This window comes from Acidobacteriota bacterium (assembly GCA_022562055.1).
Taxonomy (GTDB): Bacteria; Actinomycetota; Acidimicrobiia; order Spongiisociales; family UBA5794; genus BMS3BBIN02.
This window is the reverse complement of record JADFQA010000007.1, coordinates 38440-56764: the sequence shown is the minus strand read 5'-3', so window position 1 is coordinate 56764 and position 18325 is coordinate 38440. Positions and strand designations below refer to the sequence as shown.

16 protein-coding genes are annotated in these 18325 nt (G+C 60.7%); 7 read left to right on the top strand and 9 right to left on the bottom strand.

The annotated features are described in order from the left end of the window. Positions 1 to 51: 51 nt before the first annotated feature. From IIC71_03665 to IIC71_03650, 4 genes are read right to left on the bottom strand one after another with little or no spacing between them, the layout of a single operon-like run. Positions 52 to 591: a DoxX family membrane protein gene (locus tag IIC71_03665; protein MCH7668289.1), complete on the bottom strand. Its 540-nt coding sequence runs from the start codon at positions 589 to 591 to the stop codon at positions 52 to 54. After that, on the bottom strand, positions 578 to 1723 hold the full coding sequence (locus IIC71_03660) for a CoA transferase (protein MCH7668288.1): 1146 nt from the start codon (positions 1721 to 1723) through the stop codon (positions 578 to 580). The genes IIC71_03665 and IIC71_03660 overlap by 14 nt, the downstream gene beginning before the upstream one ends. Positions 1724 to 1764: 41 nt before the next feature. Beyond that, positions 1765 to 2703 carry a nucleoside hydrolase gene (locus IIC71_03655; GenBank protein MCH7668287.1) on the bottom strand — a complete coding sequence of 313 codons (939 nt, stop codon included), beginning with the start codon at positions 2701 to 2703 and terminating at the stop codon, positions 1765 to 1767. Between the two features lie 9 nt (positions 2704 to 2712). Further along, entirely contained in the window at positions 2713 to 3618 is a 906-nt protein-coding gene (locus IIC71_03650; protein ID MCH7668286.1) for a ribokinase, read from the bottom strand. Between the two features lie 276 nt (positions 3619 to 3894). Between IIC71_03650 and IIC71_03645 the strand changes: the two genes are divergently transcribed. Next, a complete protein-coding gene (locus IIC71_03645) occupies positions 3895 to 5238 on the top strand; it encodes an MFS transporter (GenBank protein MCH7668285.1) in 1344 nt (447 codons plus the stop codon). An 18-nt stretch (positions 5239 to 5256) separates the two neighbouring features. On the opposite strand, the gene IIC71_03640 is transcribed toward IIC71_03645, so the two are convergent. Both IIC71_03640 and IIC71_03635 read right to left on the bottom strand, forming a co-directional pair. Then, positions 5257 to 6054, bottom strand: a complete 798-nt coding sequence (locus tag IIC71_03640) for an alpha/beta fold hydrolase (protein MCH7668284.1) — start codon at positions 6052 to 6054, stop codon at positions 5257 to 5259. Between the two features lie 2 nt (positions 6055 to 6056). Beyond that, a complete protein-coding gene (locus tag IIC71_03635) occupies positions 6057 to 6491 on the bottom strand; it encodes a hypothetical protein (GenBank protein ID MCH7668283.1) in 435 nt (144 codons plus the stop codon). A gap of 148 nt (positions 6492 to 6639) precedes the next feature. Between IIC71_03635 and IIC71_03630 the strand changes: the two genes are divergently transcribed. Beyond that, positions 6640 to 7848, top strand: coding sequence for a PQQ-dependent sugar dehydrogenase (locus IIC71_03630; GenBank protein MCH7668282.1), 1209 nt, complete (start codon positions 6640 to 6642; stop codon positions 7846 to 7848). A 74-nt stretch (positions 7849 to 7922) separates the two neighbouring features. Here IIC71_03630 and IIC71_03625 read toward each other — a convergent pair whose 3' ends face one another. Next, entirely contained in the window at positions 7923 to 9392 is a 1470-nt protein-coding gene (locus IIC71_03625) for an ImmA/IrrE family metallo-endopeptidase (GenBank protein MCH7668281.1), read from the bottom strand. A 93-nt stretch (positions 9393 to 9485) separates the two neighbouring features. Here IIC71_03625 and aceB point away from each other — a divergent pair, with 93 nt between their 5' ends. Together aceB and aceA are read left to right on the top strand one after the other, a co-directional pair. Further along, positions 9486 to 11099, top strand: coding sequence for a malate synthase A (gene aceB, locus IIC71_03620; protein MCH7668280.1), 1614 nt, complete (start codon positions 9486 to 9488; stop codon positions 11097 to 11099). Next, positions 11096 to 12382: an isocitrate lyase gene (gene aceA / locus IIC71_03615; GenBank protein ID MCH7668279.1), complete on the top strand. Its 1287-nt coding sequence runs from the start codon at positions 11096 to 11098 to the stop codon at positions 12380 to 12382. The genes aceB and aceA overlap by 4 nt, the downstream gene beginning before the upstream one ends. Positions 12383 to 12557: 175 nt before the next feature. On the opposite strand, the gene IIC71_03610 is transcribed toward aceA, so the two are convergent. Next, positions 12558 to 13181 (bottom strand): YbhB/YbcL family Raf kinase inhibitor-like protein, encoded by a 624-nt coding sequence (locus IIC71_03610; protein MCH7668278.1) that lies wholly within the window; start codon positions 13179 to 13181, stop codon positions 12558 to 12560. 247 nt (positions 13182 to 13428) lie between these two features. On the opposite strand from IIC71_03610, the gene IIC71_03605 reads away from it, so the two are divergent. From IIC71_03605 to IIC71_03595, 3 genes are read left to right on the top strand one after another with little or no spacing between them, the layout of a single operon-like run. Then, positions 13429 to 14673 (top strand): DUF1800 domain-containing protein, encoded by a 1245-nt coding sequence (locus IIC71_03605; GenBank protein ID MCH7668277.1) that lies wholly within the window; start codon positions 13429 to 13431, stop codon positions 14671 to 14673. Beyond that, complete coding sequence (locus tag IIC71_03600; protein MCH7668276.1) at positions 14670 to 15995, top strand: DUF1501 domain-containing protein; 1326 nt, start codon at positions 14670 to 14672, stop codon at positions 15993 to 15995. Before IIC71_03605 ends, IIC71_03600 begins: the two co-directional genes overlap by 4 nt. A 60-nt stretch (positions 15996 to 16055) precedes the next feature. Beyond that, positions 16056 to 16970 (top strand): lamin tail domain-containing protein, encoded by a 915-nt coding sequence (locus IIC71_03595; GenBank protein ID MCH7668275.1) that lies wholly within the window; start codon positions 16056 to 16058, stop codon positions 16968 to 16970. 78 nt (positions 16971 to 17048) lie between these two features. Here the strand turns inward: IIC71_03595 and IIC71_03590 are convergent, their stop codons facing one another. Then, entirely contained in the window at positions 17049 to 18323 is a 1275-nt protein-coding gene (locus IIC71_03590; GenBank protein MCH7668274.1) for an N-acetylmuramoyl-L-alanine amidase, read from the bottom strand. Positions 18324 to 18325: the final 2 nt, after the last annotated feature.

The window sequence follows — 18325 nt, the reverse complement described above, 5'->3', positions numbered from 1 at the left end:
TCCACTCCTAGGCTGAGGCGGTAGCCGGCAGCCGGTGACACAAGCCCGGTGCTATCGAACTTCCGCACCGCGAGTGAGCATCGTACCCTTTGTGAGGGCAACTGTGACGCCGATGGCGTATCCAACGGCTCCGGCCGTCCAACCAAGGGCAGCGGCGACCGTCGTTCCGCGAACCATCGGTACGAACGGCGGTGACGCCGCAACGTACATAGCAAAAAATGATCCGGCTCCCACGAGGTTGATGGCGATGTGCGCCACGCCCGGCGCCAAAGAGCGCTCACCAAAACATCCGCACGTCTCAAGATCGAGTCTGCCGGTTACGACTGGGGTTACCACCACCGCAAACGCTAAATACAGCGCTCCGCCGACTAGCTGAGGTATCGCACCGACAAACAAGACCATCACACCCAAGGTCACTTCAACGAAGCCCAGCGCGTAGGCGGCCCGTCGCGACGCGGGCAGTCGAAACGCTGCCAGCGCGGTCCGTGTGGGGTCGGGCGATCGCAGCTTGGCACCGCCACTCGCAACAAGCACGACGGCGTACGCACCGGAAAGCGCCGCGGTCAGGTGTGCAAGGTCAAGAGATTGCACCGACGCCTCGCAGTGCAGCAATCTCTTCGGAGCCGTATCCCACCGCGGTCAAGATCTCGTCGGTGTTAGCGCCGGGCTCGGGGGCGTCACCGCCAACGTTCGAAGGGGTGCGAGAGAACCGCGGCGCCGGTGCCGGCAAAGACGAATCGCCTGACGCCACAAACACATCACGGGCAATGTTAACCGGGTGTGACGCCACCTCATCGAGCGCCAGTACGGGCGTGACACATGCATCCGTCCCGACAAAGATCGCCTCCCACTCATCCCTGGTGCGCGTCTTGAATGCAGCGGTGAACGTGGCTTTAAGGGCCGGCCAGTTCGTCGGGTCATCGCGATCGGGGAGCTCGGTTTCGTCAATGTCGAGGCCATCCAGCATCGCTTTGTAAAACGGTTGCTCGATGGGGCCGACAGCCATCGACTTCCCGTCGGCAGTCTCGTAAGTGTCGTAGAACGGGGCAGCACCGTCGAGCAGATTGCTCTCCCTATCGGAGGACCACAGACCCATCCCGAAGAGCTGGTAGGTCGGTGTCATAAGCGACGCCACCCCATCAACCATGGCAACGTCGACGACCTGACCTCGACCGGAGGACTCCCGCTCGACAAGCGCGGCGAGTATCCCCGCAATAAGGTAGAGCGCGCCGCCACCGTAATCTCCTACAAGATTCAGCGGTGGCACCGGCCGCTCGCCGCTGCGACCGATTGCTCCGAGCGGACCCGCCAACCCGATGTAGTTGATGTCGTGCCCGGCCATCGAAGCGTAGGGACCTGTCTGACCCCAACCTGTCATCCGACCGATGACAAGCCGGGCGTTGATGGACTCACATACGTCGGGACCGATGCCAAGCCGCTCAATGACGCCCGGTCGGAATCCCTCTATCAAGACATCTGTGGTACCAAGAAGTCGCTTCAGGACGTCAATTCCGTCCGCTGACTTCAAGTCGATGCCGATTGATTTCTTCGACCGACCCGACACGCGCCGCATGTCATCTAGTCCGCCCTCAACCTCGCTCGGCCGATCCACACGGATGACATCGGCACCCATGTCGGCGAGCAGCATTCCGCAAAACGGCGCCGGCCCAATCCCGCCGAGCTCGATGACCGAAATCCCCTGCAACGTTCCCATGGTCGCGATGGTAGCGCTCATGTTCCAGCCATATCGGGCAAGAGTTCTGGTTACGGCAACCCGGCAATCCGTTCCACCAAGAGATCAAAGAACCCTTCAGAGTCGACGTCGCGCATCACCATTGCATTTGGAGGTTCGTCGGTGACGTCCCACCAGTCGACTTGTGTTGCACCCAGCGAGGGTCCCAAGTGCGTGTCGATTTCCACGGAGCACGCTCGACCTGAGAAGAGCTCGGGATCGATCAGATAGGCAATCACTGTGGGGTCGTGGAGCGGGGCTCCGGCGACGCTGTACTTTTCGGAATCGTGTCGCGAATAGAACCCAATCATCCCCGCTGCAGCGTCACCACAATGGGTGCCGAGGTTGGCGAACCGTTGTATCACGGGGTCAGTGGCAATCGCCTTGTGCGTCATGTCAAGCGGCATCATGACGATATCGATCCCAGACGCAAAGACAATGTGCGCTGCGTGCGGATCGACGTAGATATTGAACTCGGCGGCGGGTGTGACATTGCCACCTTCGAAGAAGCCCCCTCCCATGAGAACGATCTGTTCAAGATTCTCAGAGATCGACGGATCGAGTAACAAGGCAATCGCGACGTTGGTAAGCGGTCCGAGTGCACAGAGGGTGATCTTTTCCTCCGCCTTGTGAACGATATCGACGATTGCTTGCGCGGCGTGACCTGGGGCGAGGCGAATCGTCGGCGCAGGACAGTCCGCTCCATCGAGACCTGTCTTCCCGTGCACATGTTCAGCCGTTACGAGGTCTCTGAGCATTGGCTTTGCGGCGCCCGCGAACACCGGTATGTCTGGTCTGCCGCACGCCTCGACGATCGTGCGAGCGTTCAGCTCTGTGAGCGGGAGCGGCACGTTGCCGGCAACGGCGGTGACAGCCAAAATGTCGAGTTCGGGAGAAGCTATTGCCAACATGATGGCAACGGCGTCATCTTGACCCGGGTCGGTGTCGATGATGATTGGGCGGGTAGACATCCAGCGAGCCTAACCCATCGATGTGGCGAAGCGCATGACGGCGTCGTGGGTTGGCAACGATGGCTGTGCGCCCTCCTTAGTCGTGGCCAGCGCACCGACAAGAGCGCCCCACCGCACTGCCCTCGGGACATCCCATCCCGAGGCGATGCCGAACGCCAACCCGGCGCAGAACGCGTCGCCGGCCGCTGTAGTGTCAACCGGCGTCACCGGAGCTGCCTCGACGATGGTGACGGATTCGCCGTCGATGATCATTGCCCCGTCGCCGCCCAACGTCACGACCACAAGACCCGGTCCTGAAATCCCGTGCGCCTGGTCGGCGACTTCATCGAGCGAGCCGGCTTCGGCCGACCCGGCGAGAGCGGCGAGCTCGGATCGATTGGGCACAAGTACGTCGACCCTCGCCAACACTTCGGGACTCACGGTGCGCGCAGGTGCGGGGTTCAAAATGACCTTGCCTGTTGCATGCAACACCGCCGCAGCGACAGCCTCTGCCGGGATCTCCTGCTGGATAAGCACGACGACCGCATCTGCAACCGCACTGATTGTGACGTCGTCTACGGACACTGTTCCGTTCGCCCCGGGGCTGACCACGATCGAGTTCTCACCCGCCATGTCGAGGGTGATGAGGGCAATCCCGGTGGCTACGCGGGTGCTTGCCGAAACGTTTGTACAGTCAATTCCCTCGGCCTCCAACCCATCAACAAGGTTCGCTCCAGGTGCGTCGTCACCGACCGCACCGACCATCATCACCGACGCACCCAACCGGGCCGCCGCAACTGCCTGGTTTGCCCCCTTCCCACCTGGAGACGTGAAATGCCCGCTCCCAATGATCGTCTCCCCCGGCACCGGGTGGCGGGGCACACGAACCGCGATGTCGTGGTTGATCGAACCAACAACCGTAATGCTGCCCGTCAAACGGCGGACCCAATCGTTAGACAACGTACTTCCACCACACAAGATACCGGACACGGAGCGAGCAGGCGCACCGGCGGGCTCAAGCCGGTCCGGTGATAGTTGAGAGGGTCGCCACACTGCCACCGCCCGAGTTGCCGAAACACCGTGTCCCGAACTACCGAAGACTCGCTGCGACGACACCTTCACTGCCGGCCTCTGACGAGTCGACAGCGATGCTGTCCAGCATGACAGGGGTCGTTCGATCTATCGTGACAGGCGCACAGGATGGGAGACCGGGTGGGAACAAGCGTAAACGACAAACGGACAATATTCGGCTGGGCGATGTACGACTGGGCGAACAGTGCCTACATCGTCATGGCGGGAGCGGTAATCGCACCGTTCTTCACCGACGGCATCGTGCCCGATGACGGTTACGGCGTGTTCGGAGTGCAGATGTCCGGCCAGACACTGTGGTCCGGGGTCGTGTCGATCGGTGCGATCGTGTTGTTCGCGATCATGCCGGTCCTTGGGGCGGTGGCCGACTTCTCGGGCGCCAAACGCAAGTTCCTCCGCGCAGCCGCGGTGACGGGTGGTCTCGTGATGATCCTCATGACGCTTGTCCCTGATGGTTCGGTGGCGTTGTTCCTCGGGTTGTTCCTTATTACCAACATTGGTTTCGTCGCAGCAAACGTGATGTACGACGGGTTCCTTGTCGACATCACGACGGACGAAACGATCGATTCGGTGTCGTCCAAGGGGTATGCGTACGGCTACGTCGGCGGCGGACTGTACCTGCTGCTTGCACTCCAGCTCATCACATTTAGCGAGGGCCCCGGTTCGTTGACCGGGCTAGAGACCGGCACCGCGGTGCGCATCGCAATCGCCGGCGCCGGAGTGTGGTGGATTGGATTTACGTGGTTCGCACTCGGCAGAATGCACATCCCCGAAAGGGCAGCGTCGATCTCGGGTGGTTCCTGGCGGGACTACGTCAGGCTTGGGATTACCCGAACGGTCAACACCGGTAGGCAGATCATCAAAATGAAGCACCTCATGATGTTTGTCGTCGCGTTCCTGCTGTACAACGACGGCACTCAAACCGTTATCAACATCTCGGGGGCGTACGCTGAAGAAACATTGGGTCTCGAACTCAAGACTATTGCGCTGGCCTTCCTCATTGTGCAGTTCGTCGCGTTCGGGGGCGCGCTGGCCTTTGGTGCACTGGCCCGCGCCATCGGACCGAAAAACGCAATTCTGGTGTCGCTTGTCGGTTGGTCGGGCATCACGATTGGCGGTTTTTCTCTCCCTGCTGGTCAAGCTGTCCCATTTTTTGTTCTCGCCGCAACGATCGGGTTGGTACTCGGCGGCACCCAGGCACTATCTCGGTCGCTGTACGCCTCAATGATTCCCGAGGAGGCATCGGCTGAGTTCTTTGGGTTCTTCTCCGTGTTCTCCAAGTTCAGCGCCATCTTCGGACCGCTGATCTTTGCGGTGGTGAGCTTCCAGACCGGCTCCGGTCGACCCGCCATCCTGTCGATTCTGATCTTCTTCGTGACTGGTGGAATCCTGCTATCCCGAGTAGACGTGGAAGCCGCTCGCGAGGCGCGGACATCGTTCGATCTCGAACCAACACCGAAGAGCTAACGCCCCGCAGCAGCGGTTCTACACGTTCAAACGGACCGTCTTGAGCCAGTCGCGCAGGATTGTATTGACGGCCTCTGGTTGCTCGATTGGTGACATGTGACCGGCACCGGGAACAACCACCGACGTACCGTCGGGGGCGGCGTCGGCCATGGCAACCGAAAGCTCTGGTGGAGTGATCCGATCATCTTCGCCAACAACAGCAAGGAACGGCACGGTGAGCGATTCGAGGACTTTCCGACAATCCGGGCGGCGCTTCAGCCCAGCCTGACCGGCCACAATCGTTTCAAACGGGCACGCTTCGACCATTGACCGAAGACGGGCCTTGGCAAACAACGAGGCCGAGGGGGAAAGCAGCAGTTCGACAGTCTCCATTGCCAACGCCTCCCTGCCCTGGATCGTCGCCCGCAGGGCTGCGGTGTCACGGTTCGCTTTGGCTGCGGGAGCGTCTGCGTCGGCTTTCGAGTCGACGAGGGCAAGCGAGCGGAGCCGGTCGGGATAGCGTTGCGCAATCGCCAACGAGATGTAGCCGCCCATCGAGAACCCGATGAGATCCATTCTGTGAATGCCCAGAGCGTCGATCACCGCAATAACGTCGCCCGCATGATCGTCCAGGTTTGCGACCTCATCATGGATCGGTTCGGAGCGTCCATACCCGCGTAGGTCGATGGCTAGGCGCTCACCCAAACCGTTCAATCCAGAAATCTGGTCGAGCCACATTGTGGAGTCAAACGGAAACCCGTGGAGAAACACCGCTGTCGGCCCGTCACCCTTCCGCCTAACCGCAAACTGCCCGCGTTCGGTGTCGACAATTTCCATACCTACGTCTTCGCCTTGTCGCGCCGCCGAAGCTCTTCTTTGAGGGCAGTGTCGGTGAACATCATCAATTCGGGCGTCCAGTCCTTCATCTCGATGGGGCGTTCGTATGCCTCATCGAGAAGCTCGGCCACCTCGTCGCGCAGCGTCCGCGCCCAGGCGCGACCGCTCGCTTGTCCACGCAGCGTCAGGGTGCCGTCGCCGTTCACTCTGAAAACCCGCCCCTCGCCGTGCGGGTTTTGTCGCGAACCACGCTCCCCGTATACCAGCAGCACCGCACCCACGGGCACGTCTTGGATTCCCCCGGCCGCAATGAACTCCCCCTCAAAGGCCCACCCGGTCGACTGGCTCGGATCGACGTTCTCGACAAGCTTCGCCCAGTTCTTATGCCGTTCGTCTCCCACAAGCGGCACATCGACCGCCACCAATACAGCTTCCATACTTCCCAGCCTACGGCCTATCCCCCCCGTACTCCACTCCCACGCGACCGGAGAAACGGTGGAAGCTCAAACCCAACGAAACTGGCTGTTCACCACGGCTCCCCTCTCGCGAAACTCACAACGCTCGGATGTCGGTAACCTCCTGAAAATGAAACAAGTGTTCCTGATTGGATTGTTTGCGGTCGGCGTTGCGGCGTGCGGGTCCTCAACCACCGAGATCTCAACCGGCCCAGGTACAACGGCGCCACCCGCGACCCCGCCAGTCGCCCCCGTCGCGGTCGCCGACGGGCCCTTGAAGCTCAGTTCCGAGTTGATTGCGGACGGCCTGTCGACGCCCGTCGCCGTCGTTGCTGAGCCGGGAACCGATCGACTCTTCGTGGTCGAGCAAACAGGTCGGGTCGTCATCGTCGACAACGGTGCGGTCCTTGACGAGCCCTACATCGATCTCGCCGAAGACATCACCACAGAGGGTCTCGAACAAGGTCTGCTCGGCTTTGCACTACACCCCGACTACGCCAACAACGGACGTTCGTTTGTGTACTTCACCGACACTGCCGGGAACAGCCAACTGCTTGAGTACTCACGCAGCAGCATCACCAGCGCTCAGTTCGAGAAAACGGTTCTGCGCCAGGACCAGCCCCACCAATACCACAACGGCGGTCAACTGATTTTCGGCCCCGACGGATATCTCTACCTCACTTTTGGTGATGGCGGAGGGATCTCCGACCAGTTCCAAAACGCACAAAACGCTGACACCCTGCTCGGTGGCATCGTGCGCCTCGATATAGACAGCGGCGATCCGTATGCCATCCCTCCAGACAACCCGTTCGCGCAAGGCGGCGGCGCCCCGGAACTATTCCTGATGGGCCTGAGAAACCCGTGGCGGATCGCTTTTGATGTCGCAACCGACGAACTCTACGTAACGGACGTCGGACAAGAGGGCTGGGAAGAGGTCAATGTGCTTGCGTTGTCGACTGCTGGTGGGACCAATTTTGGGTGGCCCATTGTGGAGGGACCGCAATGTTACGAAGCCGAGTCGTGTGACCGAACCGGCCTCGCCGAGCCCACCATCCCGATATTCCACGAATACATTTGTTCACTCATCGGTGGCCCGGTGTACTTTGGTGACGCACTGCCCGAGCTTTGGGGCCACTATGTGTACGGCGACTTTTGCATCGGCTGGGTACGCACCCTCAAGATGGTCGACGGAGAAGCAACCCAGCTTCGCTCATGGGAGAGCGACCTCGGCCGCCTCGGCATGATCACGAGCTTCGGCGTTGACAACAACGGCGAGATTCTCGTGATTAACGCCGAAGGAGAGCTGCGCAGAATCATCCGAGCGCCCGTCGAGTCCTGACGACAGGCCCCGGGCCTTGGCGTCCGATAGAGACCGTCACGAAATGCCGCACGATCGGATGCCGACACGAGCAGTCAGACGTGCGGAGCGTTGCGTTCCAAGAATTCGTACATCTCAGCTATATCAACCCCGGGAATCGTCTCGACCGGCATTGCGGCAAGCACATGTGAGTTCGGGCGCACCGAAGGCAGCGCGTACGAATCCCACCTCGCCGCCAGCGCGTCCGATGGCCGACGACAACAGTTGCCATCGGGACACCGGGACACTGAATGACGATCGGTGTCGTGACCTCTGAAGAACTTGGCGTCGTCAAAACGAACTCCGACGGTGATGGCACTCAGAGGATCTCGCCCTGCCTCGACGTGCGTCCCACACCACCACGTCCCGACGTCGGTATCGGTGTACTGGTAGTGGATAGCGAACTTGTCCGCAGAGTGGAACGCCTGCCTTGTTCCCCACTCCCGGCACAATCGTTGCCCTTCAATGGCGCCAACTGAGTTCTGCGGGAAGGGGACGTCGTTGTTCTCGTACGCTTTCCAGATGATGCCTTCTTCGTCCGAGCGAACGAAGTGGACAAGCAGGTCAAGATGCTCGGTGGCGAGGTTGGTGAAACGATGGGCAGCCATCTCGAAAGACACCGAATACACGTCTTTCATGTCTTGAATCGAGAGATCACGGTCATTTTTCGCCCTCTGGAGAACTGGTACAACCGCCACCTCGGGAAGCAGCGCAGCGCCGGCAAAGTAGTTCGTTTCGACCCGTTGGCGGAGAAACTCTGTGAAGTCCTTCGGCGGTTTGTGACCGAGCGCAAACGTCCCCAGGGTCTGCAGTATCACGCTGCGGGCCCCGATGTTGTCGAGGGCATCGCGCTGCGCTATGTAGATCCTCTTGTGGCGCAGGTCCGTCAGTGACCGCACCGACGCAGGAACTGTTTGGCTGCGGTGGACGGTGAATCCGAGATGTTTGGCGAGGTCGTCAATGTCACCCTGACTCAGCGCCCCCGAACCGGAGTACCCGATGGCCTTCACCACATCTCGCGCAATCTTCTCGATGTCGCCGAAGTAGTTTCCACGCTCGCGCATGACACCCCTGAGTTCTGAGTTGGCGATGCGTGCCTCTTCGCGCGTCACGATGTTCGGGATCGATCGTCCGCGAAGCTCGTCGTACAGCCTGACGATGTGCTCAAGTGCAATGTCGGGAATCTTCGCCGAAGGCTTGAATCTTGCCAGCCCGAATCCCTGATATAACGGGTCGCGCTGGGCGAGTTCGACGGCGATCTCAAGCTCGTCGCGTCGGGTCGGAGGTGACGAGTCGAGCAGATCGCGGGCGGGGACGCTAAGCGCGCCCGCAAGCTGATTCAGCAAGCTGAGACTCACCTCTTTCTTGCCGTTTTCGAGCTGCGACAGGAACGGCGCTGATCGACCTACCTTGGCGCTGAGATCGTCAAGCGTAAGCCCGGCACAGGTCCGTGCAAAGCGAATCTGGCGTCCCACAAGAAGCGTGTCGAAAAGATCGGCCTGATTTGAAGCCTCGGTTTTACTCATGGCGACAAGATTAACCATCTTTTAGATGTTTTGTCGTGGCGAGACTCGATCCGACCCTGCATGCTGTCGTGACGCATACGAAAGGACGGGTCGATGGCATTCCGGCTCACCGCCGACATTCCGGCACAGGCACGATCGATGGTTACCGACGACGCCCTGGGGTTCGTCGAGCTGCTACATCGGCGATTCAACCCGACGCGGCTATCCCTTCTCGCCGCGAGAGTTGATCGCCAGGCCTCGCTTGACGCGGGCGAAGATCCGGATTTTCTTGCCGAGACCGCCTTGATCCGAGCCGGTACGTGGACCGTTGCACCCGCTCCGCAGGATCTCCAGGATCGACGCTGCGAAATCACCGGACCGTGCGACCGGAAAATGATGATCAACGCGTTTAACTCCGGGGCGAAGGTGTTCATGGCAGATCTCGAGGATTCCATGTCGCCAACCTGGGAAAACGTCACAATCGCGCAGCGCAACCTGTACGACGCTGTGCGCCGGGATCTTGAACTCACCGACCATCGCGGCAAGCACTACTCGTTGAACGACACCACCGCAACACTCATGGTTCGTCCTCGAGGCTGGCACCTGAGCGAAAAACACATGCTGGTCGACAACGAACCAGTGTCAGGAAGCCTCTTCGACTTCGCAATTATGCTGTTCAACAACGCCAAGCACCTTGTTGCAACCGGTTCTGGTCCCTACTTCTACCTGCCAAAGCTCGAGAGCCACCTCGAAGCGCGGTTGTGGAACGATGTCTTCGTGTTCTCGCAGGAGGCTCTGGGGCTCCCCAGAGGTACCATCAAAGCAACCGTACTGATCGAGACCATATTGGCGGCGTTCGAAATGGATGAAATCCTCTACGAACTACGTGAGCACTCGGCGGGTCTCAATGCCGGCCGCTGGGATTACATCTTCTCAGTCATAAAGAAGTTTCGCAACCGACCGGAGAGCGTCTTCCCCGACCGCGCAGACATCTCGATGACGGTGCCTTTCATGTGCTCCTACACCGATCTCCTCATCGCAACGTGTCATCGCCGGGGTGCGCACGCCATGGGCGGCATGAGTGCGTTCATTCCATCTCGGCGTGACGAGCGTGTCAACAAACGGGCGTTCGCCAAGGTTCGTCAGGACAAGGAACGCGAGGCAAAGGCCGGCCACGACGGCACCTGGGTTGCCCACCCCGATCTCGTGCCGCTGGCCACTGATATCTTCGCCAAAACCCTCGGGTCGAAGCCGAACCAGGTCACGCGCCGGCGCACTGAGGTGCACGTCACCCAATCGGACCTCATCACCTTCGACGTCCCCGGTGGGTCGGTGACCGAGCAAGGGGTCCGAACCAACGTGGATGTCGCAATACGCTACCTGGCGTCATGGCTGAGTGGCAATGGTGCCGCGGCGATCTACAACCTCATGGAAGACGCCGCAACAGCCGAGATCAGCAGGTCGCAGCTTTGGCAGTGGACCAGACACGGCGCACCGCTCGAGGACGGCCGGATGGTCACCCGAAAGATGGTTCGTGACATCGCCGAAGAAGAGCTGCGGGCGATCCGCAGCGAGGTCGGGGAACAACGATTCGTCGATGGCAGGTTCGCCGAAGCTGCCCAGCTCCTCGACACGGTTGCTCTTGCCGAGGACTTCCCCGAGTTCCTCACGCTACCCGCGTACGACCTCCTTGAGTCCGAACTGGTTCACTGGAAGGAAACACCATGACAACAGCAGAACGGCGGGCCGCCAGCCTCGAAAACGAGTGGCATTCATCACCACGGTGGAACGATGTGGAACGCACCTACAGCGCGCAGGACGTCGTCCGCTTGCAGGGGTCTGTGACGATTGAGCACACGCTCGCAAAACGTGGCGCCGAACAGCTTTGGAAGCTCATGAAATCTGAGGCCTACGTGCACGCACTTGGGGCGCTTTCGGGCGGCCAGGCGGTCCAGATGGTGAAGGCGGGTCTCAAAGCAATTTACCTGTCAGGCTGGCAGGTCGCCGGCGATGCCAACATTGCAGAAGAGGTGTACCCCGATCAGTCGCTGTACCCGGCAAACTCAGGACCGGCTCTGGTGCGCCGCATCAACAACGCCCTGCAGCGGGCCGATCAAATCGAGTGGTCAGAGAGCAACGGCAAGTCTGGCGGCCGCGAGTGGTTCGTGCCGATTGTCGCCGACGCAGAAGCCGGATTCGGCGGCCAGCTCAACGCCTTCGAACTCGCCAAGAGCTACATCAAGGCAGGCGCCGCTGCGGTGCACTACGAAGATCAGCTTGCAGCTGAGAAGAAGTGTGGCCACATGGGCGGCAAGGTGCTGGTGCCTACCCAGCAACACATCCGCACGCTCACCGCCGCCCGGCTGGCAGCCGACGTGTCGGGGGTTTCGACGCTCATCATCGCCCGCACAGACTCGCTTGGCGCCAACCTCGTCACCAGCGACGTCGACGAAAGCGACCGAGAGTTCTTGACCGGCGAACGCACACCCGAGGGGTTCTTCTACACCAGACCATGTCTGGAAGCCTCCATCAAACGGGGTCTCGCCTTTGCTCCCTTCTCCGATCTGATCTGGTGCGAGACAAGCGCACCTGACCTAGATGTCGCGGCCCGTTTCGCCGCGGCCATCAAAGCTGAATACCCCGACAAGATGTTGGCGTACAACTGTTCCCCATCGTTCAACTGGCGGGCGCATCTCGACGACAGCACCATTGCGAGGTTCCAGAAAGAACTTGGCGCAATGGGATATGCGTTCCAGTTCATCACGCTTGCGGGGTTCCATGCTCTCAACGCCTCCATGTTCGAACTAGCAAACGGATACGCCACCCGTGGCATGAGCGCATACGTCGAGCTACAAACAGACGAGTTCTCCATGGAGGGCGACGGCTACACAGCTACACGGCACCAGCGCGAGGTCGGGGCGGGATACTTCGACACGGTCGCCCAGGTCATCTCCGGTGGATCGTCATCGACGCTCGCCCTGGCGGGGTCGACCGAGGAGGCTCAGTTCTGACCGAGACCGCAGCCGACCTCAGCAAATGCTTCGCACCGGATCTGTAGCCAGTGCCGGAGCGACGGGAGAGGGGTGGTATCGAACGGGTTCCACCTCTCTCCCCTGGGTTCGTGGCTTCGCTGCCGCGTTCCTAGCAGACACGGATGACACGATCCGGCTTCATTCGCGGAGAGTATCAGTGGAGTCTGGGGTTTGACGAATACAGGCCGATCATCGACGACCGGTCGAGGATGTGCCCCTTCATTGCCTCGCGTAACTCGTCGCGCGTGAACCCGGGGTCCAGGTGAAGCGCCTCGACGTCGAGCGCAAATACGGTGAACTCGTAGTGATGCACAATTGAGTCGTTCCACGGCGGTGCGCTTCCGTCGTAACCGTTCCAGTGTCCTTCGAGATCGGGGTCTCCTGCAAACCAGCCTGTGTAGTCGTTCTGGCCGTGGACACCGATGGGCGCCGCGTCAGCCGCCTTACCACGCTCGGTAACCCCATCGGAGTGAGCGCCTTCGGAGATCTCGACAACCGACGCAGGGATGTTGGCGAGTAGCCAGTGCGTGAAGTCGACGCGTGCGAGTAGTGAAGGCACCTCTCTGTCGGGTTGGTTCACGTCGTCGGGTTCGCTGGGACAGTCATGGTCGATACACGTCACGACAAACGAACCCGTGCCCGTCGGTACCTCGGTCCAAGCTAGATGAGGGTTTCGATTGCCGCTGAAAGCGACTGGGCCGGGATCCGCCGGCACCGCAAGGGCAAGCGCTGGCGGTATCTTCCCCCCATCGGTGAACGACGAGCTCGTTAATTTCATGTTGGACCTCCGTTGTGCGCGCCAACGACCTTAGCCCGCCAGTCGTGGTGGGTCGCAAATACACAAACAACACCGCACACACACTCTTCGTACATGTGTGAGCCACACTGTTGTCAACAACGCAACCGGAGACGGCCGCACCGCACATTGTCGCGACACTCCGTCACGGACCCTCCTCCCTTGGGCGACAAGATCGAACAGGTCAAGTGCGGAGCGGCCGTCTCCCACGAACAACGCCGAGACAAGTATGGCAAGCAAAAACGAACAAATCAGCCATGTCATGCGGCGGATAGGTGTCGGCAGCGGCGGAGCGGAGCTCGGCGGGTACTCAGACCCGCAAGCGGCAATTGATGGGCTGCTCGACCGATCACGCCCTGTCCGCCACACCCCCGAAGTAGACGCCCCCCAAACATTCGAACAAGCCAAGACTCGCGAGCAGCGCCAGGCCCCCTTACGGTATTTGTTCGCCGAGCTCACGTCCGGTCGTGACCCGCTCGAGGAGCGCATGGCTTGGTTTTGGCATGACCACTTCGCAACCGGGGCGCGCAAGGTGAATGTCGGTTGGTTGATGTTGCAACAGCACCTGCTCGTCAGAGATCTCGCCCTCGGCAGTTTCGCCGACCTACTCCACGCAATCACCATCGACCCTGCAATGCTGATGTTCCTCGACGGAGTCGAGAACCGCGCCGGCTCTATCAACGAAAACTACGGCCGCGAAGTCATGGAACTCTTCACTATCGGCCGCGGTAACTACACGGAACAGGACGTTATTGAGGCCTCGCGGGCGTTTTCCGGTTGGGTCATCAACCGCCCGGCTAGACGTAGTCGTGACCTGTTCTCGGTCGAGATCTGGCAAAGCCAACTCGTACCCGAGTTCCACGACGACGGCGAGAAAACCTACCTCGGCGTGACCGGCAGACACGGCTCAACCGAGGCCATCGATATTCTGCTCGATCACCCCATGACCGCACGGAACATTACGCAGAAGCTCTACCGAGAACTGGTCGGTGCGTGGCCCAGTACTGCAACACTCGACCGGCTGAGCGACGACTTTGCTACAGACTACGAGATCCTGCCGTTGGTGACGGCGATCGTGACATCCGCGGAGTTCCTCGACGACGACGTGATTGGCATCAAGATACGTACACCGTTCGAAGCCGCCGTCGGGATTCTCCAAGGTTTCGGCGAAGGAGTCGAGCTGCGATTCCTCGCCCGTTCCCTGGAACGGGTCAACTATCTCCCTTTTAGCCCGCCGAACGTCGCCGGGTTTCTCGGCGGCGACGCTCTCCTAAACCCGTTCGCCCTGGTCCATGCCTTCGATCTTGCCGGCGTCGCCACAGATATACGGGGCGACCTGTCGTCGGCAGACATCCTTGGCCGGCTCGGCCTGTTCGACATCTCGTCGAACACGATCAGCGTGCTTGACAACGCCCCCGACGCCACAACCCGACTCGCTCTTGCGATCAACTCACCGGAGTACCACCTGACATGACAAACTCAACACCCGACCTCTCGAAGAAGGCATTCACCAGAAGAAGGTTCGTTACCGGTCTCGGAGCAACCGTCGCGGTCGGCGCGATCGGAAGCTGGACCATCAAAACTTTTGGCGCCAACCCAACAAACACGGCAGTGTCAACGAATACACCAGCCGCCACGACAACCACTGCGGGCACCCTCACGCCGTCGACCACGCTTGCGCCGCGTATCGATCGCACCTTGGTGGTTGTTGAAATGGGTGGCGGCAACGACGCCCTCAACACGTTCATCCCGTACTCCAAGGACGCCTATTTTGACCTTCGCCGCACGATGGCGATCGAGGAGCCGCTCGCGTTGGATGCAGAGTTGGGCTTGCACCCTTCCTTGGCGTTTGTCGCTCAGCGCTATGCAGCGGGCCAGGTGGCGATAGTGGAGGGGGTCGGGTATCCAAGCCCCGATCTCTCCCACTTCGCCTCGATGGCGACATGGTGGTCCGGTTCGCCCGATGGCCTCACCGGGACAGGGTGGCTCGGCAGGTATCTCGACGGCACCGTCGGCGCAGGAGACCCGCTCGCGGGCGTCGCAGTCGGACCTGGAATCTCCCCCGCAATGCTCGCTACGAATGCAACGGTCATCGGCCTGCAGGACATGTCGGGGCTCAGTCCCACGTTGCCGCCATGGGTGGACACGAACGACGAACTCATGGGTATGTGGGGCCAATTCGCTCCAGCGCCGTTCGACGACACCGTTGTGATCGATCGTGTACGGGCCGCTATCGCCGCAACCGTGGGAGCTGCCGACAAGGTTGCTTCGATCTTGCAAGCCAGCGGCGACGGTCCCGAAGAAGACACCGATCGTTCCAGCCTTGGCGAGTCAATGCGGGTGGCCGCAGCGCTCACCGTTGCCCCTGTCCCGCCTCGCGTCATCTATGTGCATGGCTGGGGCGACTTCGACACACACAAGGATCAGGCGAGCCGGCAAACCGACCTCCTCATGGATCTCGACGTTGCGCTCCAGAGTTTCTTTGCAGCGGTCGACGCCGCTGGTCGTGGCAGCAACGTCGCCGTCATGACAACGTCGGAGTTCGGTAGGAGGGCGGCATGGAACGGATCTGGGACAGACCATGGAACTGCGAGCAGCCACATGGTGATCGGCGGGGCTCTCAACGGCGGCCGATACGGCGAACCCGCAAGCCTCACCAACCTTGACAAACGTGGCAACGTGGCCAACACGCTCGACACGCGCTCGTACTACGCATCGATCCTCGGTGGTTGGCTCAAAGCTGACCACGAGACGCTGTTGGGCGGCTCATACGAAGTCCTCCCCATGTTCGCCTAGGCCAGTTGAAGGCGGAACGCACGAACGCGCCGTTGACGTGCGAGGCGCTAGCGTTTCGGCATGCGAATCATCCGTACTGTTGCTGCGCCCGTTGTGGTCCTTGCGCTGATCGCGGCGGGGTGCGGCGCTCCCTTCACCACACCCGATCGGACTGCAGACTCCGCATCTCCCGGACGATCAACGACTCCGCCAGCCGATACGAGCGCTCCTTCCGGCCCCTCGACAACCATTGCACAACCCGAGGGTTCCGTGCAAGCGGCTGTTATCAAAGTCTTCGACGGGGACTCATTGCTGGTGGACATTGACGGCCGCCAGGAGGAAGTTCGCCTACTCGGAATCAACGCGCCGGAACGAGATGAATGTTTCGGTACCGAGGCCGGCGACCGGCTGAGCGAGCTTGCGGGTACGACCGTGTGGCTCGTTTCCGACGGCGAAGACGCCGACCGTTTTGGACGTCTCTTGCGTTTTCTATTTACGCCGACATCGCTCGTCAACGCCGACCTTGTCAAAGACGGATATGCGTTGGCGCTACAAGACGATACGACCCTGGCTGCCCAGTTGAAAGACGTCGAGGCCGCAGCCTTTGCGGAGGCACGCGGCATGTGGGGACTGACGGTCTGCGGTGACATCCCGGCCGACCTAGAAATCTCGGGCCTCCAGGCGAACCCCCCAGGTCCCGATGACGAGAACCTCGTCGAGGAATGGATCGAGATAACCAACCGTAGTGCAGAGGATATCGATATCGGCGACTTCATCGTCCGCGATGAATCGTCTTCGCACAGATTCAGATTCCCGAACGGGTATGTGCTCGCAGCGCGAACGTCAGTCCGCCTCCATTCCGGGTGCGGAGACGACACGACCCGGGACGTCTTTTGGTGCAACGGTCGATCGGTGTGGAACAACGGCGGAGACACGGTGATCCTGCAGACGCCGGGCGGCACCGTGATCGACCGGCTGGTGTACTCGGACTCCTAACCGCTCGCCCTCTCGATGGAGGCCGCGTGTGAGCAACGACATCCAAGCGGTGTCATGCACAGGCCGATGCGTACGGTGTCACGAATCGTCTTGCGACGGAATTTTGCACGTCGGTCTGGCATCACCTGAACCGGCGAACCCGCTCCAGGTCTTTGGGTCGAAACTTGGTGCGTCGCCAAAAGCATCATCCGTGAGAAACCGTACGACCGCCCGGTACACGGCTTCTGCGTATGCCTGACGAAACTCAGGAGTTGCGAGCAGGTCGGCCTCAGACCTGCTGGACATGAATGCACCCTCAGCGATTACGGCCGGCATTTCGGTCCGCTTCAAAACGCCGTAGTACTGCTTGCCGGGGCTCTTCGTAGAAAGCCTCGACTTTGCTCCGGTGTCCTGGACCCCTACCCAGTCGGTACCGAACGGTGCGAAACTCCGGTTGAATTCCTCGACCATGATCGTCGCAAATCGACGAGAATCATCGATCTGACTCTGGTAGTACACGTCAGATCCGGGGGCCTCCGAAACCCTGTCATGCCCAGCGTTGTTGTGAATGGCAACGAAGGCATCGGCACCCATTGCGTTTGCGAGCTCTGCTCGAAAGAACAACCCGGCCTCATAGTCAGCAAGTTCGTCAGAGCCGGTCCGGGTAACAATGATGCGTGCCGCTGCAGGCACTTGCGTGCCGGTGTAAACCGTCCCCTCATCCCAATCCACGTTGTGTGGAGCGGCAAAGAGGTCACGGGCGCGTCGGGCTATGTCAACATTGACATCTTTCTCCTTGAGTCCGGTCACGGCGACGGCACCGATATTCGACGGACCTCCGTGCCCCGGGTCGAGCACGATCACGGCTTCAGAGAAATCGAAACTCTTGCCGATGTCCCCGCCGGACCCTGGACCCGAGAGCAACATGTCGCTAGCCCTCGCCCAGGCCCGTGTGTCGCACATTGTGACTATCTCAAGCCACCCGCCTACCGCGCTCCCAGTGACGACAAACACGAGACCCTCGCGTGCCAGTACTTGCTGCGTTTGCCCGCCGATGTCATAAATTGCCGCACCCCCGGCGGGGACTGTCGCCATGCCGGTCCCAGAAAAACCGTCCTCGAGTCCAGGTGCTGGAGGGACCGGCAATGTGAATGGTTCGGGGACTCCAATTGGCACGACCGTCGTAGTGGTTGTGCTGGTCGTTGATGTGGTGGTCGTCGTCGACGTTGTACTCGTGCTCGTTGACGAAACTGTGAGTGGCGTCAACGTACCGAGCGGCGCAGACTCGTCCCGCAGCGAACCTGATCCACCCACGGAACACGCAGATACCGCCAATGCCGCCACGAGGGCTAACCGCAAAACGATACGTTCCACCG